Source organism: Roseococcus sp. SYP-B2431, from assembly GCF_004336745.1.
Taxonomy (GTDB): Bacteria; Pseudomonadota; Alphaproteobacteria; order Acetobacterales; family Acetobacteraceae; genus Roseococcus.
Genome location: NZ_SJXD01000026.1, coordinates 354,172 through 376,966, shown reverse-complemented (window position 1 = coordinate 376,966; position 22,795 = coordinate 354,172). Strand labels below are relative to the sequence as shown.

Genomic DNA, 22,795 nt, shown 5'->3' with positions numbered 1-22,795 from the left:
CCGAGGCCCTTCCCATGGCTGTCCCGCCCGACAAACAGACGCTGAAGACCGACCTTGTGCGCCGCATGGACGGCGCGCTGGAGACGCTGAAGAAGGAATTCGCCGGGCTGCGCACCGGCCGCGCCAGCCCCTCGCTGCTGGAGCCGATCCGCGTCGAGGCCTATGGCAGCAACCAGCCGCTGGCCCAGGTCGCCAACGTCTCGGTCGCAGGGCCGTCCATGCTGCAGGTCCAGGTCTGGGACCGCTCGGTGACCAAGGCCGTGGAGATCGCGATCCGCGACTCGGGGCTGGGGCTGAACCCGCAATCCGAAGGCCAGACCATCCGCGTGATGCTGCCGCCCCTGACCGAGCAGCGTCGCAACGAGCTGGCCAAGACGGCGGCCAAGTACTCCGAAGGCGCCAAGGTGGCCATTCGCGGCGTGCGCCGGGACGGGATGGAGCAGATCCAGGGCTGGAAGAAGAAGTCCGAGATCGGCGAGGACGATGCCAAGCGCTGGTCCGACGAGGTCCAGAAGCTCACCGATGACTATGTGAAGAAGATCGACGTGTCGCTCGCCGAGAAGGAAAAGGACATCAAGACCGTCTGATGTCCGCAAACCCTGCCTTGCGGGCGGGTTCAGGCGCCCCGCCGCCCCGCCACGTCGCCGTCATCATGGACGGGAACCGCCGCTGGGCACAGGCGAGGGGCCTTCCCGTGGCGCTGGGCCATCGCGCCGGCGCGGACGCGGCACGCCGGACCATCGAGGCCGCCATCGGCTCCGGCGTTTCCTGGCTGACGCTCTTCGCCTTTTCCTCCGAGAACTGGGGCCGCCCCGCCGACGAGGTGCAGGAGCTGACGGCCCTGCTGCGCCACTACCTCCGCGCGGAGGTCGCCCAGCTGACCAAGGAAGGCGTGCGTCTGCGCGTCATCGGAGACCGGGGGCGCTTCGGCGAGGAGACGCTGAGAGCCATCGACGCGGCCGAGCAGCGTACCGAGGGGGGGCTGCGGCTGAACCTGACCGTGGCCCTGTCCTACGGCGCCCGCGCGGAGATTCTTTCGGCCGCCCGTTCCGCCGCGGCCGCCGCCGCTCGGGGCGAGCTCGATCCCGATACCCTGGACGAGGCCGGCTTCGCCTCGCGCCTCTTCACGGCGGGCATGCCCGATCCGGACCTCATCATCCGGACCTCCGGCGAGCAGCGCATCTCCAACTTCCTGCTCTGGCAGGCCGCCTATGCCGAGCTGGTCTTCCTGCCCGGCCTCTGGCCCGATTTCGGCGTGACGGACTTCAACGCCGCCCTGACCGACTATGCCGCGCGGGAGCGGCGTTTCGGCGCCCGTATCGGCTGAATGCGGCATTGGGGCGACCTGCGCCAGCGCGTCCTGACCGCTGCCTTGCTGGGACCGGCGGCGTTGCTCTGCGTCTGGCTGGGGGGGCTGTGGTGGGCGGCGCTGATGGCGCTCTGCGTGGCGGGCCTCGCCTGGGAATGGGTGAGGCTCTGCGGCGGCTCGACCCGTGCGCTCCCTGGAGCCCTCGTCGGCGCCGTCGTCCTGATGGCCGGCGCCGCCGCGGTGCTGGGCCGGCCGGGACTCGGACTGCTGATCCTCGCCCTGGGAGCGCCGGCGACCTGGTATGTCGCGCGGACAGCGCCGGGCGCGCGCCCCTTCTGGCTGGCCTTCGGCATCCTCTACATTGGCCTGGCCGGCATCGCGCTGGTCGCGTTACGGCACGACGGCCTCGTCGGGCGGGACAATGTGATCTTCCTGTTCCTGGTGGTCTGGGCCTCGGACATCGCCGCCTATGCGGCCGGGCGGAGCCTGGGCGGCCCCAAGCTCGCGCCGGCGATCTCTCCCAACAAGACCTGGTCCGGCGCCCTCGGCGGCCTGATCGGGGCCTCGGCGGTGGGGCTGGGCGTGGCATGGGGCCTCGGCGCGGGCGGCTCCCCGGCCACTATACTCCTGGTCTCGGCCCTGCTCGGCATCGCCACGCAATCCGGTGACATGCTTGAAAGCTGGATCAAGCGCCGATTCGGCGTAAAGGACTCGTCCGGGCTGATTCCCGGCCATGGCGGCCTGCTGGACCGCCTCGACGGCGTTCTGGCCGCAGCCCCCCTTGCCGCGCTGATCGGCGCCGCCGCGGGGGCGGGCGTTCATCTTTGGAGGTAGGTTTGACCGTCTCGCCCCCCCGCAGCATCATGGTCCTGGGCAGCACCGGCTCGGTTGGCCGCAGCACGCTGTCCCTGCTGGCGGCCGCGCGGCCCGGCGAGTTCGCCGTGGAGGCGCTGGTGGCCGGGAAGGACGCGAAGACCCTCGCCGCGCAGGCCAGGGCGCATGGCGCGCGGCTCGCCGTGGTGGCGGACGAGCGCGCCTATCCGCTCCTCAAGGAGGAGCTGTCCGGCTCCGGCATCGAAGCGGCCGCCGGGGCCGAGGCCGTGATCGCCGCCGCCAGCCGCCCCGCCGACTGGACCATGGCCGCCATCGTGGGCGCCGTCGGCCTGCGCAGCACCCTGGCCGCGCTGGGCCGGGGCGGCACGCTGGCGCTGGCCAACAAGGAGAGCCTCGTCTGCGCCGGCCACATCGTGCTGGATGCGGCCAGGAACACGGGCGCCACGCTGCTTCCCGTGGATTCCGAGCACAATGCCATCTTCCAGGCGCTGGACGCCCGCGACCCCTCCGTGATCGAGCAGATCATCCTGACGGCGTCGGGCGGTCCGTTCCGCGAATGGACGCCCGCGCAGATGGCGCAGGCGACGCCCGAGCAGGCGGTGCGGCATCCCGTCTGGTCCATGGGGGCCAAGATCAGCGTCGACAGCGCCACCATGTTCAACAAGGGCCTGGAGCTGATCGAGGCGGCGCGCCTCTTCCCGGTCCGGCCCGACCAGCTCGGCGTGCTGATCCACCCGCAATCGGCCGTGCACGGGCTGGTGCAATATGCCGACGGCTCGCTCCTGGCCCAGCTCGGCACGCCCGACATGCGCACGCCGATCGCGAGCTGCCTCGCCTGGCCGAACCGCATGGCCGTGCAGGTGGCGCGACTCGACCTCGCGGCGCTGAGCCGGCTCGATTTCGGCGCGCCCGACACCCAGCGCTTTCCCGCGCTGCGCCTCGCCCGTGAGGCGCTGGAGGCCGAGGGCGGCGCGCCCTGCGTGCTGAACGCCGCGAACGAAGTGGCCGTCGAACTCTTCCTCGCGCGCGGCCTCGGCTTCCTCGACATCGCGGCCGTGGTGGCGGAGACGCTCGCGGCCCTGGGAAGCCAGCCGGTTTCCGACCTCGATTCGATCCTGGCGCTCGACCAGGCCGCACGCCGCGAGGCCTCCCGCATCGCCGCCCATCGCGCCGCCGCCTGAAGGAGTCCATCATGCTTGAATTCCTGCCTTCTGCCGTGCGGACCATGCTGGCCTTCCTGGCCGTGCTGGGCGTCCTGATCTTCTTTCACGAGCTCGGGCACTATCTGGCGGCGCGCTGGCGCAAGGTGCACGTCGACGCCTTCAGCATCGGCTTCGGCAAGGCGATCGCTTCCTGGCGGGACCGGCGCGGAACCCAGTGGCGCATCGCCTGGATCCCGCTCGGCGGCTACGTGAAGCTGCACGGCCAGGCGCCCCTCGACGAGACGCCGGAGGCGGACCGGGTGCCGGAGCGCCCCGGCCTCACCTTCCACAACAAGGGCGTGCTGGATCGGGCCATCGTGGTCGCGGCCGGCCCGGCTGCCAATTTCCTGCTGGCGGCGCTGCTCTTCGCCATCCTCTTCGCGACGAACGGCGTTCCGAGGGGGCTGACGACGGTCTCTGCCGTTTCGCCGGGCTCCCCAGCCGAGGTGGCCGGAGTCATGGCGGGCGACATGATCGTGGCCCTCGACGGCGAGCGCGTGACGCGATTCGACCAGGTTCAGCGCCACATCCAGCCGCGGGCGGGCCAGCAGGTCGCGGTCCGTCTGGAGCGCGAAGGGCGCGAGGTGAACCTCCAACTCGTGCCGGCCGTTCGTCCCGGCAGCGAGGCGCAGCCGGTCGGCATCCTGGGAATCCAGGGCGGCCAGGCGGTCTTCGAGCGGCTGGATCCCCTCTCGGCGCTCTGGGCCGGCACCGTGCAGACCGCCGAGGTCAGCTGGGCGACCCTCGCGGGCATCGGCGAGATGCTGTCCGGATCGCGCAGCGCGACCGAGCTCGGAGGGCCCATCCGGATCGCCGAGGTCTCGGGCCAGGCCGCGACGCTCGGCATCGTGCCGCTGATCAACCTCATGGCGCTGCTCTCGGTGAGCCTGGCCCTGCTGAACCTCTTCCCCATCCCCCTGTTGGACGGCGGCCACCTCATGTTCTACGCCGCCGAGGCGATCCGGGGGCGGCCGCTTCCGCCCAAGGCCCTGGAGGTCGGCTTCCGCGCCGGCTTCGCGGTGCTGATCTGCCTGTTTCTGTTCGCCACGTGGAACGATATCGCCCATGGCGGGATCGGCCGCTGGGTCGCCGGGCTGGTCGGATGAGGGCGCGGGAAACGGCGGGGTGGCGGCATGCCGGCGGCGCGGCTATGTTCCCGCCGGCTCCGGCTCGACGCAAACATATGGGTCTTTCCTTGACGACAACGCTGCGCGCAATCCTGCTCACGACCGCCGGTCTCGTGATGCTGTCGCCAGGCCAGGCCGAGGCGCAGGGCCGCCGGCCCGTGCCCGCCCGCGCCGCCGAGGCGCCGGGCGGAATCATCACGGCGGTCGAGGTCCGCGGCAACCAGCGGATCGAGACCGATACGGTCCGCAGCTACATGCTGCTTCAGCCGGGCGACGCCTATGACGCCGACCGGGCGGACCGCTCGATCCGCAGCCTTTTCGCGACCGGCCTGTTCCGCGATGTGCGCGTCTCCCGCGACGGCTCGCGCGTCGTCGTGGATGTGGCCGAGAACCCGCTGATCAGCCGCGTGGCCTTCGAGGGCAACCGCCGCGTCTCCGACGACGTGCTGCGCAACGAGGTCCAGCTGCGCTCGCGCGCCGTGTACACCTCGCAGCTCGTCCAGGCCGACCGCCAGCGCATTCTGGACCTCTACGCGCGCCGTGGCCGCTTCGCCGCGCGCGTCGAGCCGAAGATCATCGAGCTGGACCAGAACCGGGTCGATGTCGTCTTCGAGATCCAGGAGGGCGAGGCGGCGCTCGTGGCGCGCATCAACTTCGTCGGCAACCGGGCCTACAGCGATTCGCGCCTGCGCGAGGTCGTGTCCACGAAGGAGCAGGCCTTCTACCGCTTCCTCTCCAATTCCGACACCTTCGACCCGGATCGCCTCAACTTCGACCGCGAGCTGCTGCGCCGCTATTACCTCCGCACCGGCTATCCCGACGTGCAGGTCGGCGCCGCGACCGCCGAGCTGGCGCCGGACCGCAGCGGCTTCTTCCTGACCTATAATATCGACGAGGGGCAGCGCTACACCTTCGGCACGGTCGAGATCACCTCCGCCTTCCCGAACCTGAACACGGCCGAGATCCGGCGCTTCCTCGAGATCGCGCCGGGCGAGTGGTACGACGGCGACGCCGTCGAGCGCAGCGCCCAGGCGCTGGCGGACGCCGCCAACCTGCGCGGCTTCCCCTTCGTCGACGTCCAGCCGCGCATCACCCGCGACACGGAGGCCCGCAAGGTCAACATCACCTTCGCGGTGAATGAGGCGCCGCGCGTCTTCGTCGAGCGCATCGACATCAACGGCAATACCCGCACGCAGGACCGCGTGATCCGCCGGGAGTTCCGCCTGGCGGAGGGCGACGCCTTCAACGCCGCCCAGGTCCGCCGCTCGCGCGAGCGCATCCGCAACCTGGGCTATTTCAGCGACGTCCAGATCACCAACTCCCCGGGCACCGCCCCGGACCGCACCATCCTGACCACGCAGGTCGCCGAGCGCGCGACCGGCGAGGTGAGCGTGGGCGGCGGCTATTCGACCGATGCCGGCTTCCTGGCCGATTTCGGCCTGCGCGAGCGCAATCTCTCGGGCACTGGCCTCGATGCGCGCCTCAACACCACGATCGCGCAGCGGCGCAGCCAGGTGGACATCTCGCTGACCGAGCCGGCCTTCCTGGACCGGAACCTCGCGGTCGGCGCCGACGTCTTCTACATCCAGCGGAACCTGCTCACGGTCTCGCAATACAGCGAGCGCCGCGCCGGCTTCGCGCTGCGCGCCGGCTACGAGTTCAACGAGCGCCTGCGGCAGTCCTGGTCCTACAGCCTCGTCAATCGCGACATCTACGACATCCAGCCCGGCGCCTCGCGCTTCGTTCTGGAGCAGCAGGGCAGCACCGTCCTTAGCCAGGTCAGCCAGACGCTGGCCTATGACACCCGCGACAACCTGATCGAGCCGCGCCGGGGCTACCTGCTGCGCCTCGGCACCGATTTCGCCGGCCTGGGCGGCGACGTGGCCTATGTGCGCGCCCGTCTCGACGGCGCGCTCTACCTGCCGTTCGAGCGGGTCTTCGGCAATCCGGACTACGTGCTGACCTTCTTCGGCAGCGTGGGCGCGCTGCAGTCCTATGGCGGCCGCAACCAGGATCGCATCGTCGACCGCTTCTTCCTCGGCGGCGAGAACCTGCGCGGCTTCGCCCTCGCCGGCGCCGGCCCGCGCGATCTCGCGACGAGGGACGCCCTTGGCGGCCGCATGATGTGGACGCAGACGACCGAGATGCGCTTCCCGCTGCCGGTGCCGTCCGAGATCGGCCTGATCGGCCGGGCCTTCGTCGATGTCGGCGCGCTCTGGGACACGGTCTCGGGCGCGGGGATCGGCGACACCTCCACGCCGCGCGTCGGCGCAGGCGTGGGCATCTCCTGGAGGAGCCCCTTCGGGCTCATCAATCTCGACGTCGCTCAGGCGCTGGCGAAGCAGCGCTACGACGAGACCCAGGTTTTCCGTTTTGGCTTTGGTACGCGCTTCTGAGCGCTGGGACAGGTAGACGCCAATGACATCGTTCCGACTTCCGATGGCCCTTCTGCTGGGGCTGGCCCCGAGCGTGGCCTTCGCGCAGCAGCGGCAGGGCCAGGAGTGGTTCGTCCCAGGCCAGAACCAGGGGGCTGCCGGCCAGCGTCCGGCGCAGGCGCAGCCGCAGCGTCCGGCCCAGGCGCCTTCGCGTCCGGCCCCGGCTGCGGCCCGCCCGGCGGCGCTGCCGCCCGGGACTCCGCCGCCCGCCGCCGTGATCGGCATCGTGGACATTCCAGAGATCCAGCGCCTCTCCACGGCCTTCAACCAGGTGCGCGAGGAGATCGAGCGGCGCCGGACCCGGCTGAACGACGACCTGCAGCGCGAGCAGAACGGCTGGCGCGACGCGCAGCAGGCGCTGGCCACGCAGCGCGCCCAGATGAATCCGGAGCAGATCCGCAACCGCGAGCGCGAGCTGCAGGATCGGATCACCGACAGCCAGCGCATCTTCCGCAACCGCAGCCAGGCGATCGAGCAGGCGGCGCAGCAATCGCTCGTGCAGATCGAGGAGTCGCTCGGCGTCGTCGTGCGTCAGGTCGCCGGCAGCCGCAACGTCAACATCGTCCTGCCGCGGCCCCTGGTGATCATGAACGAGCCGGCCTTCGATCTGACGGAAGAGGTGGCGCAGCAGTTCAACCGCACCCTGCGGCAGGTCACGATCCCGGCCGAGAGCGACGGTTCGCAGCCGCCGACGCCGCCTGCCGGCGCCCAGGCGCCCGGCGGCGCCGCCCCGGCCCGTCCGGCCGCTCCGGCCCCTGCCGCTCCTCCGGCGCAGCAGCCCGCCCGCCGCTGATCCGGAAAGTGCGGGACGCTTCGCATGTCGGCTGACGCCCGCTTTTTCGGGTATGCGGGGCCTCTCCCACTCACGACCATCGCCGCCGCCGCGGGCGGCGTGGTCCATGGGCACTCCGAGCGCCTGTTTGCCGGCGTGGGCTCCCTCGAGGCGGCGACGCCGGACGAGGTCAGCTTCTGCGAGGCGCCGCGCTACGTCACCGCCCTGAGGGCCACGCGCGCAGGTGCTGTATTGGTGCCCGAGGCGCTCGCCAACCAGGTGCCGGAAGGCTGTGTCGCCATTACCTGCTCCGCGCCCGCCGCGGCGTTCGGCAAGGTGGCCGTCCTCTTCCATCCGCGGCCCCGGCCGCAGGCCCGGATCGATCCGAGCGCGATCCTGGGCCCGGACGTCGTCATCGGCGAGGGCGCCGAGATCGGCCCCATGTCGGTGATCGGGGCCGGCGCCCGCATCGGCGACGGCTGCCTCATCGGGCCGCTGGTGACGGTCGGCCCCGGCGTGGTCCTGGGCGCGCGCTGCGTCCTGCACAGCCATGCCTCCATCTCCCACGCGATCTGCGCGGAGGGCGTCGTGCTGCATCCCGGCGCCAGGGTGGGGCAGGAGGGATTCGGCTTCGCCGTCACCCCGGACGGCCGCTTCGAGACAGCCCCCCAGCTCGGCCTCGTCGAGCTCGGGCGGGGCGTCGAGATCGGCGCCAATAGCTGCGTGGACCGGGGAACCCTGGCAAATACCGTTCTCGGCGAAGGGACGCGGCTCGATAACCTGGTCCAGGTGGGGCATAACGTCCGGACGGGGCGGGGATGCATCATGGTGGCCCAGGTGGGGGTTTCCGGATCCACCGTGATGGGCGATTACGTGAGCGCGGGCGGCCAGGCTGGATTTTCGGGGCATCTCTCGATCGGAAGCCGGGCCCGGATCGGCGCGCAGGCCGGCGTAATCCAGGATCTTCCCGCCGAGGCGGAGGTCTTCGGCACGCCGGCCGTACCTGTTCGCGAGGCCTTCCGGTCCTTGCGGGTCCTGAGACGCCTGACCGCCGAGTCGCGGCATATGAAAAGACGAGAAGCGGAGTGAAAGCCATGGATCAGGCGGCACCCCCGAATACGACGATGGAATCCTACGGTATCGCCCAGATCATGGCCGCGATCCCGCATCGCTATCCCTTCCTCCTGATCGACCGGGTGGTGGATATGGTGCTGGGCGAGTCGGCGGTGGGCGTGAAGAACGTCACGATCAACGAGTTCTTCTTCCAGGGGCATTTCCCGAGCGAACCGGTGATGCCCGGCGTGCTCATCGTCGAGAGCATGGCGCAAACCGCGGCGGTGCTCGTGGTGGCGACCCTCGGCGAGCACGCGCAAGGCAAGCTCGTCTATTTCATGTCCGTGGACAATGCGAAGTTCCGCCGGCCGGTGGTGCCGGGCGACCAGATTCGCGTCCATGTGGCCAAGGTGCAGCGGCGCATGAATGTGTGGAAGTTCTCGGCCCAGGCCAAGGTCGACGGCATCGTCGTCGCCGAGGCGACCTATGCCGCGATGATCAGGGACCGGTGAGACACGTGGACAGCATCTCCGGCACCGCCTTCATCCATCCGTCGGCTGTCGTCGAGCCGGGCGCCCAGATCGGCTCCGGCTGCCGGGTCGGGCCCTTCTGCGTCGTCGGCCCCTCCGTCGTGCTGGAGGAGGGTGTCGAGCTCGTCTCGCATGTGGTGATCGAGGGGCAGACCCGGATCTGCGCCGAGAGCCGGCTTTCGGCCTATGCCTCCGTCGGGCTGCCGCCCCAGGATCTGAAGTATCGCGGCGAGCCGACCGGCGTGACGGTCGGGCCGCGCAGCCATTTGCGCGAGCATGTCACCGTGCATCGGGGCAGCGTCGGCGGCGACGGCGTGACGCGCGTCGGGGCGGACTGCCTGCTCATGGCCTGCAGCCATGTGGGGCATGACTGCCGGGTCGGCGACCGGGTGATCCTCGCGAACAACGTCATGCTGGGCGGGCACGTCCAGCTCGGCGAGCAGTGCTTCCTGGGCGGCGGCGCCGCCATCCACCAGTTCGTCCGCATCGGCCGTCACGCGATGGTGGGCGGGCTCGCCGGGGTCACCAATGACGTGCCGCCCTTCGGCAATGTCTTCGGCCTCCCGGCGCGCATCGTCGGGCTGAACGTCGTCGGCCTGCGGCGGCGGGGCTTCTCGCGCGAGAACCTCCATGCGCTGCGCGCCGCCTTCCGGCTGCTCTTCCGCGATCCGGGCACCTTCGCCGAACGCCTCCTGGCGGCCGAGGAGCGCTTCGCCGGCGACGTGCTGGTCGGCGAGGTGCTGGGCTTCCTGCGCTCGGGCGACCGCAAGCGGGAGCTGATCCGGCCGGGCCGCATGGCGGCCGAATTGGGGGCTGAGGACGAGGAGGCGTGAGGCTCGGCCTTCTGGCCGGCGGAGGACCCTTTCCGGCGCGCGTCGCCGAGGCCGCCGTCCGGTCGGGCCATGAGATCTTCGTCGTCTGCCTGAAGGGCTTCTGTGATCCCGCGGATTTCGCCCCCTTCCCGCACGCCGTGGAGCGCCTCGGAGCCGGCGGGGCGATCGTCCAGCGGCTGAAGGACGAGGGCGCCACCCACATCGTCCTGGCCGGCAAGGTGAAGCGGCCGTCGATGCTGTCGCTCTTGCCCGACGTCTGGATGGCCAGGACCATGGCGCGCGTCGGCGTCGCGATCCTCTCGGGCGACGATGCGCTGTTCAAGGCGATGGCGCAGGTGCTCGGCGAGGAGGGGTTCGAGATCGTCTCGCCGCAATCCCTCATCGAGGGCAGCACGGCGGCGGAAGCCGGCCTGCTGGTCGGGGCCGAGCCGGATGGGATGGCCCGCGCGGACATCGCCCGCGGCATCCAGGCCCTGCGCTGCCTGGCGCCGGTGGATGTCGGGCAGGCGGTGGTGGTGCAGCAGGGGCTGGTGCTCGGCATCGAGGCGGTGGAGGGCACGGATGCCCTGATCGCCCGTGCCGGCGACCTGCGGCGCGACGGCCCCGGCGGGGTGCTGGTGAAGCTGTCCAAGACCGGCCAGGAGATGCGGATCGACGCGCCCGTGGTCGGTCCGGTCACCGTGGCCGGGGCGAGGTCGGCGGGGCTGCGCGGCATTGCCATCGAGGCGGGCCGCACCATACTCGCCGATCGGACGGCCACGCTGGAGGCGGCCGAGGCGGCCGGGCTCTTCGTCCTGGCCGTCGATCCGGAACGCTTCACCGCCTGACGCCGCCACCTCGAACGCCGCCACATCGCAAGGAGACCAAGAATGAGCGAGAGCTTCCGCTACCTGCACACCATGCTGCGCGTCGGCGACCTCGACCGCAGCATCGCCTTCTACACCACCCATCTCGGCATGAAGGAGCTGCGCCGGAACGACGTGCCGGACGGCAAGTACACGCTGGTCTTCCTCGGCTACGGCGACGAGAGCCGGGAGACCGTGCTGGAGCTGACCTACAATTACGGCGTCGAGACATACGAGATGGGCGGCGCCTTCGGCCACCTCGCCATCGGCGTGCCGGACATCTACGGCAGCTGCGAGAAGATGCGCGCCGCGGGCGTGAAGATCTCGCGCGAGCCCGGGCCGGTGAAGTTCGGCACCACGCTCATCGCCTTCATCGAGGATCCGGACGGCTACAAGATCGAGCTGATCCAGCGGAAGTAGGCCCAAGCGTGATGAAGGTCCGAATCACGCGATCCCGCTGAACTCAACCGTCCAGGCGGACATTGGCCGCCTGGGCGACCTCGCGCCACTTCGCGATCTCGCTGCGCACGAAAGCCGAGAATTCCTCCGGCGTGCCCGGATCCGCGATGGCGCCCATGGCGAGGATCCGGTCCTGCATGGCGCGCTCGCCGAGGATGGCGCGCACATCGGCCGAGATCCGCTGGACGATTTCCGGCGGGGTCGCGGCAGGGGCCACGAGCCCCGTCCAGCCCGCGGCCTCGTAGCCGGGGAAGAGCGTCTCGCCGAGCGTCGGCAGGTCCGGCAGCTGCGGGACGCGGCGCGGCTGGGCCACCGCCAGCGCCCGGGCGCGGCCGCCCTGGATCTGCGGCAGGGCGCTCGCCACGCTGTCCATCATGAGCGGCACGTTCCCGGCCACCAGATCCGAGATGCCCGGCCCCGAGCCCCGGTAATGGACGATGTTGAAGCGCAGCCCGGTCCGCAGCTGCAGCAACTCGATGGCGAGGTGCTGGCTGGTCGCCGGGCCGGCCGAGGCGATGTTGATCTCGCCCGGCCTGGCGCGGACCATGGCCGCGAGTTCCTGGATCGTCTGCGCCGGGAAGCTCGGATGGGCGATCATCAGCAACGGCACCATGACGACGTTGCTGATGGGCGCGAAGTCGCGCTCGGCATCATAGGGCAGCCGCTGCAGCACCGAGGGGTTCACGCCCAGCGTGCCGGAGGTTCCGGCGATCAGCGTATAGCCGTCGGGTGCCGCACGGGCGCCGGCCTCGAGTGCGGGAGCGCCGGCGCCCCCGCCCCGGTTTTCCACGACGACGCGCTGGGGCCAGCGCTGGGAGAGCTGGTCGGCCACGAGGCGCGTGAAGATGTCGGCGGCCTGGCCCGGCGGGAAGGGGACGATGATCCGGACCGGGCGTTCCGGCCATCCGGATTGCGCCTTCGCCGCGAGCGGCAGCAGGGCAGGGGCGGCCAGCAGGGCGCGGCGAGTGATCGTCATGGAGTCCTCCGTCCGGCGGCTCTTGCCGCTTCGTTCTGTCCGGCTAGCTTGGCGCCATGGGAACGGGAAGCGCAAGGCCATGAACTCACTCGACATCGCCGTCCTGGGCGGTGACGGCATCGGCCCCGAGGTGATGGAGGCCGCGGTCGCCGTCCTGCAGAAGGTGGATGCGCGGCATGCGCTGGGCCTCGGCTTCACACAGCTCCGAGCCGGCGCCTTCGCCTATCGGGACACGGGCACCGATCTCTCGGACGAGGTGTTCGAGCGCGCGCGCAAGGCGGATGCGATCCTGCTCGGCGCCATGGGGTGGCCCGGCATTCGGCACGCCGACGGCACCGAGCTGGCGCCGCAGATCACCCTCCGCCAGCGGCTGGACCTCTTCGGCGGGGTGCGGCCGATCCGCGCCATTCCTGGCGTGCCCCTGCCGCTCGTCGATCCGCGCGCGGCGCAGATCGACTTCGTGATCCTGCGGGAGAGCACGGAGGGGCTGTTCTTCTCGAAGGACAAGGGCCGCGTCACGCCGGAGATGGCCGAGGAGACGCTGCGGATGACGCGCGGCACCTCCCTGCGCCTTGCCCGCATGGCCTTCGATCTGGCCGGCCAGCGCGCCGCGCGGCTGGGCCGGCCGGGGCGCGTGACGCTGGTGGACAAGGCCAACGTCTTCCGCGCCTTCGCCTGGCTCCGCCAGATATTCAGGGAGGTCGCGGCGGAATATCCGGCGGTGACGCACGACGCGGCCTATGTGGACGCCATGGCGCTCGACCTGATCCGCCGGCCCTGGGATTTCGACCTTCTCCCCACGGAGAACATGTTCGGCGACATCCTCTCCGACCTCGCGGCGGGGCTGATCGGCGGCATGGGCTTCGCGCCCTCGGCCGACCTGGGCGCGGCGCATGCCGTGTTCCAGCCGAGCCACGGGACCGCGCCCGACATCGCCGGGCAGGGCAGGGCCAATCCCACCGCGACGATCCTGTCCGCGGCCATGATGCTCGACTGGCTGGCGATGCGGGGTGGGGGCTCGCGCCTCGCGGAAGCCGCCGAGGAGATCCGGCGGGCGGTGGACGCCGCCTTCGCGGGCGGGTTGCGCACGGCGGATGTCGGCGGCGCGGCAGGCACGGCGGAAGCGACCCGGGCCGTGCTCGAGGCCCTTCCGTGATCCCTCGGATCAATGTTCCGTGATCCTCCGGATCAATGTTCCATGATCCTCCGGATCAATGTTCCATGATCCTCCGGATCGATGTTCCGTGATCCTCCGGATCAACGTTCCGTGATCCTCTGGATCAACGCGCTTCCGAGACGCCCTGGATGATCAGCGCGGCCATGGCGCGGGCCAGGCAGTCGTTGAGCCTGTCTATCGTGGCCGCCATCTCGGGGCGCGGCGTGCGCTCCAGGTCGATCGCGCCTGTCTCCACCCAATGCTGCATGAGGTCGTAGCGCCGGAACACCGGCGCCCCGGCCGCGGCGGCGATCAGCCGCAGCTTCTCGCGATAGGGCTCGATATTGGTGTTGGCGCGCAGGAAGCGGGAGAATTGCTGGTCGATGAGGATCGTGTCGGCGCCCCAGCCGCGGATCCGCTCGAGGCCCGCCAGCATGGCGTCGGTCATCTCGTCGGGATCCATGCCGCGCACCGCCTCGACGGTCCCCGCCTGCCAGAGCACCAGCGCCGGCTCTTGGCCGGCGGGTGGATCGCGCAACAGGGCCAGATGGTCGTTGACGTTGATCCCCCGCCCGCCCCGGACGGCGACCTCCACGGCCCGCTCCGGATACTGAAGGGCGAGGAGGTTCTGCAGCCGCGTGGGCCAGGCTCCTTCCGGGGCCGACGCGCCCGATCCGGTGACCGAGCCGGAGCCGAGCACCAGAATGCGCAAGGTCTCCGACCGCAGGGCGCGCGCGGTGGCGAAGAGCGGACGCGGCACGGTCAGGTATTCGGTCGGGATGTCGCAAGCGGGGGCTGCTCCGGCCGGAAACGCCAGAAGCAGCGCGGCCAGGATCCAGGCGATGCGTGACATCCTGGCCACGTTAGCCAGCGGCCGGGTTCGGGGGCAAGGCCGATCGGGGCGGGTGCGCCCCGTTCCTCTGCCAATCCGCGAGGAAGGCCACGAGCACCAGGATTCCGAGGCAGAGGATGTTCGCCGCGATCTGCATGGGCCAGGCGTCGTCCGCCTCCAGCATCAGCCGCGCCAGGAAGGAGAGCAGGATCCCGAAGCAGAAGACCGGGAGGCTGTTCCGGCCCATGGCCAGCAGCGGCCGGGTCCATAGCCCCTGGAGGGCCGGAGCGTCGCGCGGGACGTATCGGGCCACGAGGTAGGTGATGGCCAGGACGGAGGCGAGGCGCCATGGATGGAGCGCCGTCTTGTCCACCGTCGCGAGGAAGGCCGGGATCGCCTCGGGCAGCCTCTCGCCCAGCGACGGGAGCCACTCGAGGGCGATCAGGGCCAGGAGCCCCAGGCCCAGCACCAGGATGGCGGCCGCGTCGAGCCAGCCGCTTCGCTTCGGCATGGGCGGCGCCGGAGCGCCACGCACGGCCTGGCCCATCAGGAAGCCGAGGAAGAACAGCAACTGCCAGGCGAGCGGGTTGAAGAACCAGCCGCCGCCCTGCCAGCGCGGCAGGTTGAAATCCGTCAGCCGCGCGCCGATCCAGAGCGCGGCCGACAGGCTGAGCAGCAGCCAGGGCCGGCTCCGCAGCGCGAGCGCCGGCAGCAGCAAGGCCAGGAGCACGATGTAGAGGGGCAGGATATCGAGAAAGGCCGGCTGAAAGCGGAGAAGCAGCGCCTCGAGGAGGGTGCGGTACGGCTGCTCGGCGAAGGGGTCGAGCGCGAGTTCGTCGAGATAGGCGCTCCGGTCCAGCGTCGCGGCGGAGTAGCCGACCTGCGCCGTGAAGACCACCAGCAGGAAGATGTGGGCGACATAGAGCTTGCCGATGCGCTGCACGAGGCTCGCCGCCGCGTCCGGCCATCCCAGGCGGTCCGCGCGGCCGGCATAGGCGAAGGCGCCCGCGTAGCCGGCCAGCAATACGAAGGCCTCGGTCGCATCGCAAAGGGCGAAGTTCTTGAGCGTGACCGCGCCCAGCCAGTTCCCCGGCGTGTGGTTGACCACGATCATCCACAGCGCGAAGCCTCGGCAGATGTCGGCCCTTGGATCGCGGTGGCGGGCTTTGCTGCGCGTGGCGTCCGTCGTCATTACGGGTTAAGCTAACATGATGCGTGTCTGGCTGGGCCTTTTGATGTTGCTCGCATCCGCGACGTCCGGCTCCGCCTCCATGGGCGGCTGCCCCCGTGTCTCCCTTACTCTGCCGCCCCTGCACGGGCTGCGGGCGGAGATCGCGGCCGGCCGTCCGGTGACCATCGTGGCGCTGGGGTCTTCCTCCACGGAAGGCGCCGGCGCCTCGCGGCCGGAGGCGGCCTATCCGGCGCTGCTCGAGACCCTGCTGCGCCGGGCGCTGCCCGGGCGCGAGGTCAGCGTCATCAATGCGGGGCGCTCCGGCGAGACGACGGCCGAGATGCTGGCCCGGCTGGATCGCGACGTCCTGGCCCATCGGCCGGGCCTCGTGGTCTGGCAGGCCGGCGCCAACGAGGCGCTGAAGGACTCGGATCCCGCGGTCTTCGCGGCGCAGGTGCAGGCCGGGCTCGGCCGCCTGGACGCGGCCGGCGTCGCCGTGGTGCTGATGGACAACCAGCGCGCGCCCCGGATCCTGCAGGCGGCGGGCAGCGCGCGGTTTCCGGAGATCCTGAGCCGCCTGGCCCGCGAAAGGCGGGTGGCGCTCTTCCCGCGCGGCTGGCTGATGTCGGCATGGGCGGAGGGTGGCCTGCCCTCCGCCGAGGTTCTCTCGCCGGACGGCCTGCATCACAACGACCGGGGCTATGCCTGCCTGGCCGAGGCGCTGGCCGGCGCCGTGCTCGAGGCCGTCGGCGTCCGGACCATGGTTGCCGGCCGCTAGCCGCCTGACGCAACATGCCAAGTCGAAACTGGAGAATTCCTGCATGAGCGGTTTGAAGCCCCTGGCCCGCATCCACCGTCCGCCGCGCTCGGCCATGCAGGCGGGCCGGGCGAACACGCAGGAATGGGTCCTGGAATACGCCCCGGCCGAGCGCCTGCGCCTCGATCCGCTGACCGGCTGGCCCGGTTCGGGCGATACGCGCAACCAGGTCCGTCTGCGCTTCCCGACGCGCGAGGCGGCCGTGGCCTATGCCGAGGCTAAGGGGATTTCCTTCGAGGTGGAGGAGCCGCCGCGCGCCAAGCCCATCAGGCCCAAGGTCTATGCCGACAATTTCCGCACCAATCGGGGCGAGAACTGGACCCACTGACCCGAATCCGCGCCCTTAGCTCAGTTGGATAGAGCAGGAGCCTTCTAAGCTTCAGGCCGGTGGTTCGAATCCACCAGGGCGCGCCAGATTTTTCAATATCTTATGCGATGATTTGGCCCGAATGTTTTGCGGACCTCAGGTTTGCGGACCCCCAGCGGACCTCATGGAATCAGTGCCACGCGGCCGGCCACTAGGGCGGCGGCATCACCCGGCGCTACATCCACTCGGCCGACGCCGTGCTGCTCGCCGCGGCCGACAAGGTGGCCAGTGAGGTGCAGCGGCAGATGGGCGAGGCGGGGCCGGCGGGACACGTGGTGCAAATGCCGCGAGCGCGCGCCTGACCGGCCTCCGGCGGGCCACGATGCGGCTGAGGTCACAAGGACTGGCGGGCGATTTCGGGCAGACCTGGCGGCGCTGCTCGGCCAGTATTCGTAGCCCGTCTGATTTGGTTTGCGCGGCAGGTTGGCGGCCATCAAGTAGAAGGGGAGCCCGATGACGATTTCCTATCCTGAGCGCGACGAAGGTCGGGCTGTCACGAGGCGCTTGATCGAGGCTGCCGCCCAATTCACCCCAATCACAGCGGCCCTGGCCCATCTCTATGGCTACACGCACCCCAGCCAATTCGAGCAAGATCTCGAGCGCTTCCAGCGGGAGATCGCCGAGGCGACCAACGACCATTCCGAGCGACTGGAGCGATTGGGGGCTCGCATAAACGGGCAGATCGTGCTCGACCCTCTGGCTCTGCAAGTGGCTTTCCACACGCTCAGCATGAATGACACCGGAATGATGCGCGCCGTGTCATTCGAGTCGCTTCAGGAAGCGTTTCCCGGTGACACCAAGACCGCCTTGGAGGACGCCGTCGCCGAGCTCGCGCATCACGGGTATGTCCGCACCACGACCGCGATGGGCGCCGCGATCCTGCAATACCGCCCCACTGGCGCGTTATTCCTCGCTTTTGATCGAGTGGCGATGGATTTCGACACCCGAAGCGATGCCGTCGAGATCGCCCGCATCTGGCTCGACGGAGATCCCGCGCTCACCAACGTCTTCCAGCTCAAGGAGCATCTTAGCTGGTCGGGGCGACGCCTGAACCCGGCCTTGGCGGCGCTGGAGCACGTCTTCCACCCGCGACGATGGTCCCAAGAGATCCATCCGACGCTGTTCACGACCTCCGTGTTGGTCACGCCCGACGAGCGCTTCAAGCTTCGGCGCATCGTGAACGACGGACGTGTGGACTGACGCTCTCCCGTTCGGTCGATTCGATCGCTGCGCGCGGAGCACGATCGCCACGGTCGATCTCCGCCGGTCACTTCCGCATCGCGAGCAGAAACACCCAGAGGGCGCCACCGACAAAAGCAAGAAGGGCCGCTCCGAACAGGATCAGCCCCAGCCCGCGCAGGCGGCTGTACCCCTTCCACCATCGATCTCTGGTCGCAGCGCGGGTGGCGGTCCCATCCTTCGATGCTGTCGTATCGAAGGTCCCTCTGAAGAACTGGAGCGCTTGATGCTCCGTCAGAACGGCGTCTGCTCGCGATGCTTCGATGTGGAAGCACATAGCCAAGTAGGCCGTCACCGACGCCAGCAGGCCAGCGATCACGCCAACGATGAAGATGCCCATGGGATAGACTAGGGCTGCCTTGGCGGCCGCATCAAAGCCGATGAAGGCCGTCACCGCGGGCATTGCCAAGGCTGCGCCCGAGTTCAGCAGCACCACCATCTTGAGGCCGTCCCGGACGAAGTTCGAGGCGATCTCCTCGCCCTTCCGGGCTGTCTCGTCCCAGGGCTTGCGAGCCTCAGTCGCGGCCTTCACCGCCTCGGCTGGGGATAAGGTCTGACTCATCGGCGCGCCCTCAGTAGCCTGACATCACGCCGGCGCTATGCCACCGCACGCTTTTCCGCAGGCGCCAGCTCCTCCACGCGTTGCCGGTAGACGGCCAGAAGCGGCGTATCGATCTCGGAGAGCTTGCTGACGGCGAGCTCTCCGCCCGCCGCACCGAAGTCGAAGTGCATGGAAGCGTCTTTGCCTTCACGAAAATCAAACAGTCGGCCTGCGCGCTCGCGGCGATAGAACGCGACCATCTTCCCCTTGTAGTCCTTGAATTCGATGTTCGAAATTTCGTCGTAGAGGCGCTCTTCCTTCACGAGAAAAGCCAGCCGCTTCCTCACATATTGCATGACTTGAAGTTCGGCGGCGGTCGTCTCGACCGCATCCGTCGGCGCCACCGCGGCCACGGCCACAGGGACCTCCTGCGAAGGGCCCGCTGCCTTCTCCGCGTCATCCTTGGTGGGCAGATCGAGCCTCCGCAGAATGCGCTGATTAACGAATTCCCGGAATGCGGACTTCGTCAGGTCGCGATACTCATCGAGAGACTTGGCTCGAACGTGGCTAACCCCAGCCTTCTGAAGAAGCATCCTGACGAACGGCTCGCTCGGATCCTGCGCGAGCGCACCGAGCTGGAGGACGATGTTTTGGAAGATGAGCTTGCGCTTCGCTTCCGCTCCAATGTTCTCGGGATCGAAGGTGCTTTTCTGCAGGCCGCGCAGACCCTCCTCAACGGAGTCCTCGATCTTTCCCTTCGCAATCTCTCGGAGATCGAGGGAAAGGAACGCGCTCTGATCCATCATATTGGGCTCGTCGGAGTCTGCATAAAACTCGTAGACGAGGCCGTCCGCTATGATGCCCATTTTCACCGTGGGCGCGGCATTGAAGTATGACCGCAGCTGGCCGCGCTCGTCTCGAAGAGCCATCCCGAGGGTCTTGCACTCCAGTGCAATGACAGGCGCCTCACCACGGAGGATCGCAAAGTCCACGCGGTTCTTATATTTCTCGCTGAAGTCGCACCCGTGCTCAGGGCAAACCTCGTCGGGATTCCTGTCGTCGTAACCGAGGAAGTTCAGGAACGGGAGGATCAGGAAGAGTTTGGTGCTTTCCTCATTCGTGCAGCGAGGCGCCAGCGCGACCATGCGCTGAGCGAAGGTCCGCAACTTTTCACGAAATTCATCCACTGGCCGTTCCTCCAACCACTATTTTTGCAAACGGGACGCTAGATCGTTGTCGGAATTCTTTCCATCAAATTGTTCCTTTACTACGCATGCATCTCATGATGCGGGGAGCGGCGTATTGTGGGGACCGTTTCCTGATGCTGGTGGCGGCCGCAGCCATTCCACCATCTGGGCTGCTACATCAAAGCCGGGGCGGGCACTCCTCCTCATCGAAAATCGCGACCCAGTGCTTCGCCTCGGCCTCGGTCCTGAGGCGCGCTGCGGCTGCCCGCCATCCCGCCGCGACGCCACCGTCGACCTCTGGCGCGAAGGTCTCCGTGCGCCTAGGCCCCGGCGCGGTGACAGTCCACACGACGCGCCGGGTGGGGTTCTCGCCGGTGATGTGCCGGATCAGGGGGTAGGCGATCACTGCCCCCCCTCCAGCGCCGCGCGCCCAGTGCTCCTCCTCCAGCTCCTGCCACTCGGCCTCGGTCAGGGCCGGCCGGGTCAGCCACGGGTGATCGGCCCAGCTCGCAAAGCCCTCGGGCGGCCCCTCACCATCGATCAGGGCAATCTCAACCGCGGCCCTGCGATTCATAGCAACCACCCGCTCGACGATGGGGCGTACCGTTTCCATCGGAAGGTGGGCCAGCAGCTCAAGCACGAGGTCCCAGACGCCGGCGGCGAAGACCGACACCGTGAGCATTTTCGGGAACTGATGAGCGTGCCGGAGCAGCGCCTCCCCTGAGGTGACGGCGCCAGCGTCACCCTGCCGCACCTGACGTGACGCTTGCCGCCGCAGGGTGACAGGCTTCAGGCGCGACAGGCCCGCCGCGGCCAGGCGGCTATTGGACCGCTCCACGTCCACGGCGCCGCCCAGGAAGACCAGGTATCCCTTGGCTTTCCACTCGTAGGCCGTCTTGCGGGAGACCGACTGCAATCGCGCGAATTCGGCCATGCTCGTTGTCACCACGTGTCACCTGTCACCCTGTTTCAAAAGACTTTGGCTAGGGACGGTCCGCGCTCGGCAAAACCCCCGCCCTGCAAAGGGCCCGGGAAGGACCCGAATGGGGGGGGTCATGCGCTCATAGCGTAGCTTGATAGCCCAGCCCATCGTGTGACGCATACCTCGCCCCCACCCCTCTGCATCGGTCAGAGCGCCGCTGCCTCGGCCCAGGCCCCATCGATCTGCTCGGGCGTCAGGCTGAAGGCCGCTCCGATCTGGTCGATGAGCGGATGCGAGCGGAGGTACTGGGTCGCGTACTCCCACTCGATTTCCGCGACGGCCTGCTGGTCGTCGGGAAGCTCGGTGATCGCCTCATTGACCATTGCCGGCGTGATGCCGCGGCCGAGGAGTCCAAGCCGGAGCTGCCGAGCCGTGAGGGGCGGCGGCGCGGCCGTGGGAGCCTGCGGGTCCTGCAAGACGGGATGGCCGTCTTCGCCGGGGACGATTTCCTTGCCGGCGGTCTGCCCAGCGAGAAGCGCTGCGTGGTCCGCGCCCGTGATCTCGACGGCATCGGAGCCGGGCGAGGAGATGAAGAAGGCGCGAAGGGAGGGACTGTAGAACATGATTATGCTACTCCCAGGGCGAGCCAGTTGAAGTTGCCGTTGCCGTTCACGAACCCCGTGCCGTTCCAGGTGACGCTGTTCACGAACATGCTCCCGGCAGCGACAGAATTTCGGCCGTAGATCGTCCAGTTGCTGGCCGGGACCCAGCTGCCGGCGCCGCTCTCGCTGAGCAGGACGATAGGCGGCGAGGCTCCGAAGCTGATGGGGAACGTGACGGCCACGCCGCCCGTAACGGTGGCGCCGGATCCCCACTGGAGCAGCATCCCGTCGGGCAGGTACTGCCACCCGTTGCCGCCCATCGTGCCGCCGCCGCCGAAGATCTTGTGCGCCGCTTCGAGCACCTGCGCGTTGTTGTTGCCGTCCGGCGTGATCCCGGCCGCGGCGAGCCAGGACATCAGCTCTTCCTGGTGGCGGTTGAAATCGTCCGCGCCGAAGATGGAGCCCAGCAGGCCGGCGCCGGGATCGCCACTGGTTCCGTAGCCGGGCGTGCCGACCGGGGCGGCCGGGGTGGGCATGGACGCGACCTGCGTCCCGTTGGCGATGCGTTGCATGGTCAGGGGGTCTCCTTCGTTTCGGGGGTCTCGGGGTTGGCCGCGGTCACCTCGTCGGGGCGAGGCGCGCGGAGGCGGTGGCCAAGGCGTCGCGGGACGCGGTGCGCCTCCGCGCTGGGCTCCGGGGTGGCGTCGGGCATGGTGGGGACGGCGGGCTGCGTGCCCTGGTCAGAGCGCTGCGTCGGCGCGGGGCTCTTCATCGGATGTCCATCCGACGAAGATCGGTGACGAACCAGTAAGGCTCGAAGTGCTTGCTCGCGCGAGGCCACACGGTTCCGTCGAGCGAGGGCAGCTGAAATGCCGCGCCCATGTGCAGGGACCAGAGCGACCCGGAGCCCGTGATCTCCGCCGAGGTGTAGATCAGCGACTTGCGGTTGAGACCCGTGCTCTCCAACGCAGCCTGCGCAACGGCCCGTGCGGAATGCGCCTGCTGCTCCAACAGGAGCCCGGCACGGATCGCCTCGGCGTGCTTCGGGTACTCCTCCCGCCACCAGGTCAGGAAGGCCGTGGCGACACGGTTGGATCCCTCCAGCAGATGGAGCGCCTGCTCCTTCTTCTCGCGCTCGCTGGCCACCTCCATCTCGGCGCGCATGGCCTCGATGAGGGCTGCGATGCGATCGGCTGCGCGCTGGGCATCTGCGGCCTGCTGCTCCATGGCCTGGAGCTCGGCATCGTCCGAGGTGAGGAGCGCGGCCGAGCGCTGGCCGGCCAGGTCCTTCACGCGGTTTAGGCTCTCCACCCGCGCCCTCTCGGCACGGAGGATGGCGCCCGCGAGCGAGGCACTATCCTGCGCCTCGGGGCGAAGCTGCATGACGTCGGCGTACTGCATGTTGGTGCTCCTCAATGGGTCTGGTGGGGGTGCGACAGGGCGGCGGCGCGGGAGCGCTGCCACTCCTGCAGCCCGACCTTCGCGACCGGGGATTCGAGGTGGGCCCAGCGTTGGCGCTGAGCCTCCGTCATGGCGCCGTCGATCGGGTCGGCGGGCTCGCGGGAGTGGATGGGGTCGGATTGCAT

The 22,795-nt window shown here is 69.3% G+C and carries 26 protein-coding genes and 1 tRNA gene; 17 read left to right on the top strand and 10 right to left on the bottom strand.

Annotated features, from left to right (window positions below):
* Positions 1–14: 14 nt before the first annotated feature.
* The 12 genes from frr (at position 15) to gloA (ending at position 11,360) form a co-directional block, all read left to right on the top strand.
* Entirely contained in the window at positions 15–587 is a 573-nt protein-coding gene (gene frr / locus EJV46_RS16245) for a ribosome recycling factor (RefSeq protein WP_131549730.1), read from the top strand.
* Complete coding sequence (uppS, locus tag EJV46_RS16240; RefSeq protein ID WP_131549729.1) at positions 587–1,327, top strand: polyprenyl diphosphate synthase; 741 nt, start codon at positions 587–589, stop codon at positions 1,325–1,327. The genes frr and uppS overlap by 1 nt, the downstream gene beginning before the upstream one ends.
* The gene (locus tag EJV46_RS16235) at positions 1,328–2,143 is read left to right on the top strand and encodes a phosphatidate cytidylyltransferase (RefSeq protein WP_131549728.1); all 816 of its coding nucleotides are present in this window, start codon (positions 1,328–1,330) and stop codon (positions 2,141–2,143) included.
* 29 nt (positions 2,144–2,172) lie between these two features.
* Positions 2,173–3,324: a 1-deoxy-D-xylulose-5-phosphate reductoisomerase gene (gene dxr / locus EJV46_RS16230; RefSeq protein ID WP_131549794.1), complete on the top strand. Its 1,152-nt coding sequence runs from the start codon at positions 2,173–2,175 to the stop codon at positions 3,322–3,324.
* 11 nt (positions 3,325–3,335) lie between these two features.
* Positions 3,336–4,451 carry an RIP metalloprotease RseP gene (rseP, locus tag EJV46_RS16225; protein WP_131549727.1) on the top strand — a complete coding sequence of 372 codons (1,116 nt, stop codon included), beginning with the start codon at positions 3,336–3,338 and terminating at the stop codon, positions 4,449–4,451.
* A gap of 89 nt (positions 4,452–4,540) precedes the next feature.
* Positions 4,541–6,868 carry an outer membrane protein assembly factor BamA gene (bamA, locus tag EJV46_RS16220; protein WP_240782589.1) on the top strand — a complete coding sequence of 776 codons (2,328 nt, stop codon included), beginning with the start codon at positions 4,541–4,543 and terminating at the stop codon, positions 6,866–6,868.
* Positions 6,869–6,911: 43 nt separating this feature from the next.
* Positions 6,912–7,700 carry an OmpH family outer membrane protein gene (locus tag EJV46_RS16215; protein ID WP_240782588.1) on the top strand — a complete coding sequence of 263 codons (789 nt, stop codon included), beginning with the start codon at positions 6,912–6,914 and terminating at the stop codon, positions 7,698–7,700.
* A gap of 24 nt (positions 7,701–7,724) precedes the next feature.
* On the top strand, positions 7,725–8,768 hold the full coding sequence (gene lpxD / locus EJV46_RS16210; RefSeq protein ID WP_131549724.1) for a UDP-3-O-(3-hydroxymyristoyl)glucosamine N-acyltransferase: 1,044 nt from the start codon (positions 7,725–7,727) through the stop codon (positions 8,766–8,768).
* Between the two features lie 5 nt (positions 8,769–8,773).
* A complete protein-coding gene (fabZ, locus tag EJV46_RS16205) occupies positions 8,774–9,244 on the top strand; it encodes a 3-hydroxyacyl-ACP dehydratase FabZ (protein ID WP_131549793.1) in 471 nt (156 codons plus the stop codon).
* Entirely contained in the window at positions 9,241–10,095 is an 855-nt protein-coding gene (lpxA, locus tag EJV46_RS16200) for an acyl-ACP--UDP-N-acetylglucosamine O-acyltransferase (RefSeq protein WP_240782587.1), read from the top strand. Before fabZ ends, lpxA begins: the two co-directional genes overlap by 4 nt.
* Positions 10,092–10,922, top strand: coding sequence for an LpxI family protein (locus tag EJV46_RS16195; RefSeq protein ID WP_131549723.1), 831 nt, complete (start codon positions 10,092–10,094; stop codon positions 10,920–10,922). Before lpxA ends, EJV46_RS16195 begins: the two co-directional genes overlap by 4 nt.
* Before the next feature lie 42 nt (positions 10,923–10,964).
* The gene (gene gloA / locus EJV46_RS16190; RefSeq protein WP_131549722.1) at positions 10,965–11,360 is read left to right on the top strand and encodes a lactoylglutathione lyase; all 396 of its coding nucleotides are present in this window, start codon (positions 10,965–10,967) and stop codon (positions 11,358–11,360) included.
* Between the two features lie 43 nt (positions 11,361–11,403).
* Here gloA and EJV46_RS16185 read toward each other — a convergent pair whose 3' ends face one another.
* Positions 11,404–12,375, bottom strand: a complete 972-nt coding sequence (locus EJV46_RS16185) for a tripartite tricarboxylate transporter substrate binding protein (protein ID WP_131549721.1) — start codon at positions 12,373–12,375, stop codon at positions 11,404–11,406.
* Between the two features lie 79 nt (positions 12,376–12,454).
* Between EJV46_RS16185 and EJV46_RS16180 the strand changes: the two genes are divergently transcribed.
* Positions 12,455–13,531 (top strand): isocitrate/isopropylmalate dehydrogenase family protein, encoded by a 1,077-nt coding sequence (locus EJV46_RS16180; protein ID WP_206020842.1) that lies wholly within the window; start codon positions 12,455–12,457, stop codon positions 13,529–13,531.
* 124 nt (positions 13,532–13,655) lie between these two features.
* Here the strand turns inward: EJV46_RS16180 and EJV46_RS16175 are convergent, their stop codons facing one another.
* Together EJV46_RS16175 and EJV46_RS16170 are read right to left on the bottom strand one after the other, a co-directional pair.
* Positions 13,656–14,384, bottom strand: a complete 729-nt coding sequence (locus EJV46_RS16175) for an SGNH/GDSL hydrolase family protein (RefSeq protein WP_131549719.1) — start codon at positions 14,382–14,384, stop codon at positions 13,656–13,658.
* Between the two features lie 10 nt (positions 14,385–14,394).
* On the bottom strand, positions 14,395–15,555 hold the full coding sequence (locus EJV46_RS16170) for an OpgC family protein (protein ID WP_131549718.1): 1,161 nt from the start codon (positions 15,553–15,555) through the stop codon (positions 14,395–14,397).
* A 43-nt stretch (positions 15,556–15,598) separates the two neighbouring features.
* Between EJV46_RS16170 and EJV46_RS16165 the strand changes: the two genes are divergently transcribed.
* The 4 genes from EJV46_RS16165 to EJV46_RS16150 all read left to right on the top strand — a co-directional run bounded on the left by EJV46_RS16165 (position 15,599) and on the right by EJV46_RS16150 (position 17,918).
* Positions 15,599–16,312 (top strand): GDSL-type esterase/lipase family protein, encoded by a 714-nt coding sequence (locus EJV46_RS16165; protein WP_165585582.1) that lies wholly within the window; start codon positions 15,599–15,601, stop codon positions 16,310–16,312.
* Positions 16,313–16,355: 43 nt separating this feature from the next.
* Positions 16,356–16,679: an ETC complex I subunit gene (locus EJV46_RS16160; RefSeq protein WP_131549716.1), complete on the top strand. Its 324-nt coding sequence runs from the start codon at positions 16,356–16,358 to the stop codon at positions 16,677–16,679.
* A 9-nt stretch (positions 16,680–16,688) separates the two neighbouring features.
* A tRNA-Arg gene (locus EJV46_RS16155) sits at positions 16,689–16,765 on the top strand.
* Positions 16,766–17,171: 406 nt separating this feature from the next.
* Positions 17,172–17,918: a hypothetical protein gene (locus EJV46_RS16150; RefSeq protein WP_131549715.1), complete on the top strand. Its 747-nt coding sequence runs from the start codon at positions 17,172–17,174 to the stop codon at positions 17,916–17,918.
* 67 nt (positions 17,919–17,985) lie between these two features.
* Here the strand turns inward: EJV46_RS16150 and EJV46_RS16145 are convergent, their stop codons facing one another.
* The 7 genes from EJV46_RS16145 to EJV46_RS22900 all read right to left on the bottom strand — a co-directional run bounded on the left by EJV46_RS16145 (position 17,986) and on the right by EJV46_RS22900 (position 22,795).
* A complete protein-coding gene (locus EJV46_RS16145) occupies positions 17,986–18,519 on the bottom strand; it encodes a hypothetical protein (RefSeq protein WP_131549714.1) in 534 nt (177 codons plus the stop codon).
* A 35-nt stretch (positions 18,520–18,554) separates the two neighbouring features.
* Positions 18,555–19,685, bottom strand: coding sequence for a type I restriction enzyme HsdR N-terminal domain-containing protein (locus EJV46_RS16140; RefSeq protein ID WP_131549713.1), 1,131 nt, complete (start codon positions 19,683–19,685; stop codon positions 18,555–18,557).
* Between the two features lie 178 nt (positions 19,686–19,863).
* Positions 19,864–20,619, bottom strand: coding sequence for a hypothetical protein (locus EJV46_RS16135; RefSeq protein WP_131549712.1), 756 nt, complete (start codon positions 20,617–20,619; stop codon positions 19,864–19,866).
* A gap of 194 nt (positions 20,620–20,813) precedes the next feature.
* Positions 20,814–21,230 carry a hypothetical protein gene (locus tag EJV46_RS16130; RefSeq protein ID WP_131549711.1) on the bottom strand — a complete coding sequence of 139 codons (417 nt, stop codon included), beginning with the start codon at positions 21,228–21,230 and terminating at the stop codon, positions 20,814–20,816.
* Positions 21,231–21,232: 2 nt separating this feature from the next.
* Complete coding sequence (locus EJV46_RS16125; protein WP_131549710.1) at positions 21,233–21,781, bottom strand: hypothetical protein; 549 nt, start codon at positions 21,779–21,781, stop codon at positions 21,233–21,235.
* Between the two features lie 196 nt (positions 21,782–21,977).
* Positions 21,978–22,610, bottom strand: a complete 633-nt coding sequence (locus EJV46_RS16120; protein WP_131549709.1) for a hypothetical protein — start codon at positions 22,608–22,610, stop codon at positions 21,978–21,980.
* A gap of 11 nt (positions 22,611–22,621) precedes the next feature.
* Positions 22,622–22,795: a hypothetical protein gene (locus EJV46_RS22900; RefSeq protein WP_165585581.1), complete on the bottom strand. Its 174-nt coding sequence runs from the start codon at positions 22,793–22,795 to the stop codon at positions 22,622–22,624.

What these genes read in the sequence shown, in the direction of transcription:
- EJV46_RS16160 (WP_131549716.1), top strand. Translation starts at nt 16,356, where the DNA reads ATGAGCGGTTTGAAGCCCCTGGCCCGCATCCACCGTCCGCCGCGCTCG.
- EJV46_RS16175 (WP_131549719.1), bottom strand. Translation starts at nt 14,384, where the DNA reads ATGTCACGCATCGCCTGGATCCTGGCCGCGCTGCTTCTGGCGTTTCCG.
- EJV46_RS16135 (WP_131549712.1), bottom strand. Translation starts at nt 20,619, where the DNA reads ATGGCCGAATTCGCGCGATTGCAGTCGGTCTCCCGCAAGACGGCCTAC.
- frr (WP_131549730.1), top strand. Translation starts at nt 15, where the DNA reads ATGGCTGTCCCGCCCGACAAACAGACGCTGAAGACCGACCTTGTGCGC.
- dxr (WP_131549794.1), top strand. Translation starts at nt 2,173, where the DNA reads ATGGTCCTGGGCAGCACCGGCTCGGTTGGCCGCAGCACGCTGTCCCTG.
- rseP (WP_131549727.1), top strand. Translation starts at nt 3,336, where the DNA reads ATGCTTGAATTCCTGCCTTCTGCCGTGCGGACCATGCTGGCCTTCCTG.
- EJV46_RS16120 (WP_131549709.1), bottom strand. Translation starts at nt 22,610, where the DNA reads ATGCAGTACGCCGACGTCATGCAGCTTCGCCCCGAGGCGCAGGATAGT.
- EJV46_RS16170 (WP_131549718.1), bottom strand. Translation starts at nt 15,555, where the DNA reads ATGACGACGGACGCCACGCGCAGCAAAGCCCGCCACCGCGATCCAAGG.
- gloA (WP_131549722.1), top strand. Translation starts at nt 10,965, where the DNA reads ATGAGCGAGAGCTTCCGCTACCTGCACACCATGCTGCGCGTCGGCGAC.
- lpxD (WP_131549724.1), top strand. Translation starts at nt 7,725, where the DNA reads ATGTCGGCTGACGCCCGCTTTTTCGGGTATGCGGGGCCTCTCCCACTC.
- EJV46_RS16125 (WP_131549710.1), bottom strand. Translation starts at nt 21,781, where the DNA reads ATGCAACGCATCGCCAACGGGACGCAGGTCGCGTCCATGCCCACCCCG.
- EJV46_RS16130 (WP_131549711.1), bottom strand. Translation starts at nt 21,230, where the DNA reads ATGTTCTACAGTCCCTCCCTTCGCGCCTTCTTCATCTCCTCGCCCGGC.
- EJV46_RS16215 (WP_240782588.1), top strand. Translation starts at nt 6,912, where the DNA reads ATGGCCCTTCTGCTGGGGCTGGCCCCGAGCGTGGCCTTCGCGCAGCAG.
- EJV46_RS16150 (WP_131549715.1), top strand. Translation starts at nt 17,172, where the DNA reads ATGACGATTTCCTATCCTGAGCGCGACGAAGGTCGGGCTGTCACGAGG.
- EJV46_RS16165 (WP_165585582.1), top strand. Translation starts at nt 15,599, where the DNA reads ATGTTGCTCGCATCCGCGACGTCCGGCTCCGCCTCCATGGGCGGCTGC.
- EJV46_RS16180 (WP_206020842.1), top strand. Translation starts at nt 12,455, where the DNA reads ATGAACTCACTCGACATCGCCGTCCTGGGCGGTGACGGCATCGGCCCC.
- EJV46_RS16235 (WP_131549728.1), top strand. Translation starts at nt 1,328, where the DNA reads ATGCGGCATTGGGGCGACCTGCGCCAGCGCGTCCTGACCGCTGCCTTG.
- EJV46_RS16145 (WP_131549714.1), bottom strand. Translation starts at nt 18,519, where the DNA reads ATGAGTCAGACCTTATCCCCAGCCGAGGCGGTGAAGGCCGCGACTGAG.
- EJV46_RS16185 (WP_131549721.1), bottom strand. Translation starts at nt 12,375, where the DNA reads ATGACGATCACTCGCCGCGCCCTGCTGGCCGCCCCTGCCCTGCTGCCG.
- uppS (WP_131549729.1), top strand. Translation starts at nt 587, where the DNA reads ATGTCCGCAAACCCTGCCTTGCGGGCGGGTTCAGGCGCCCCGCCGCCC.
- fabZ (WP_131549793.1), top strand. Translation starts at nt 8,774, where the DNA reads ATGGATCAGGCGGCACCCCCGAATACGACGATGGAATCCTACGGTATC.
- EJV46_RS22900 (WP_165585581.1), bottom strand. Translation starts at nt 22,795, where the DNA reads ATGCAATCCGACCCCATCCACTCCCGCGAGCCCGCCGACCCGATCGAC.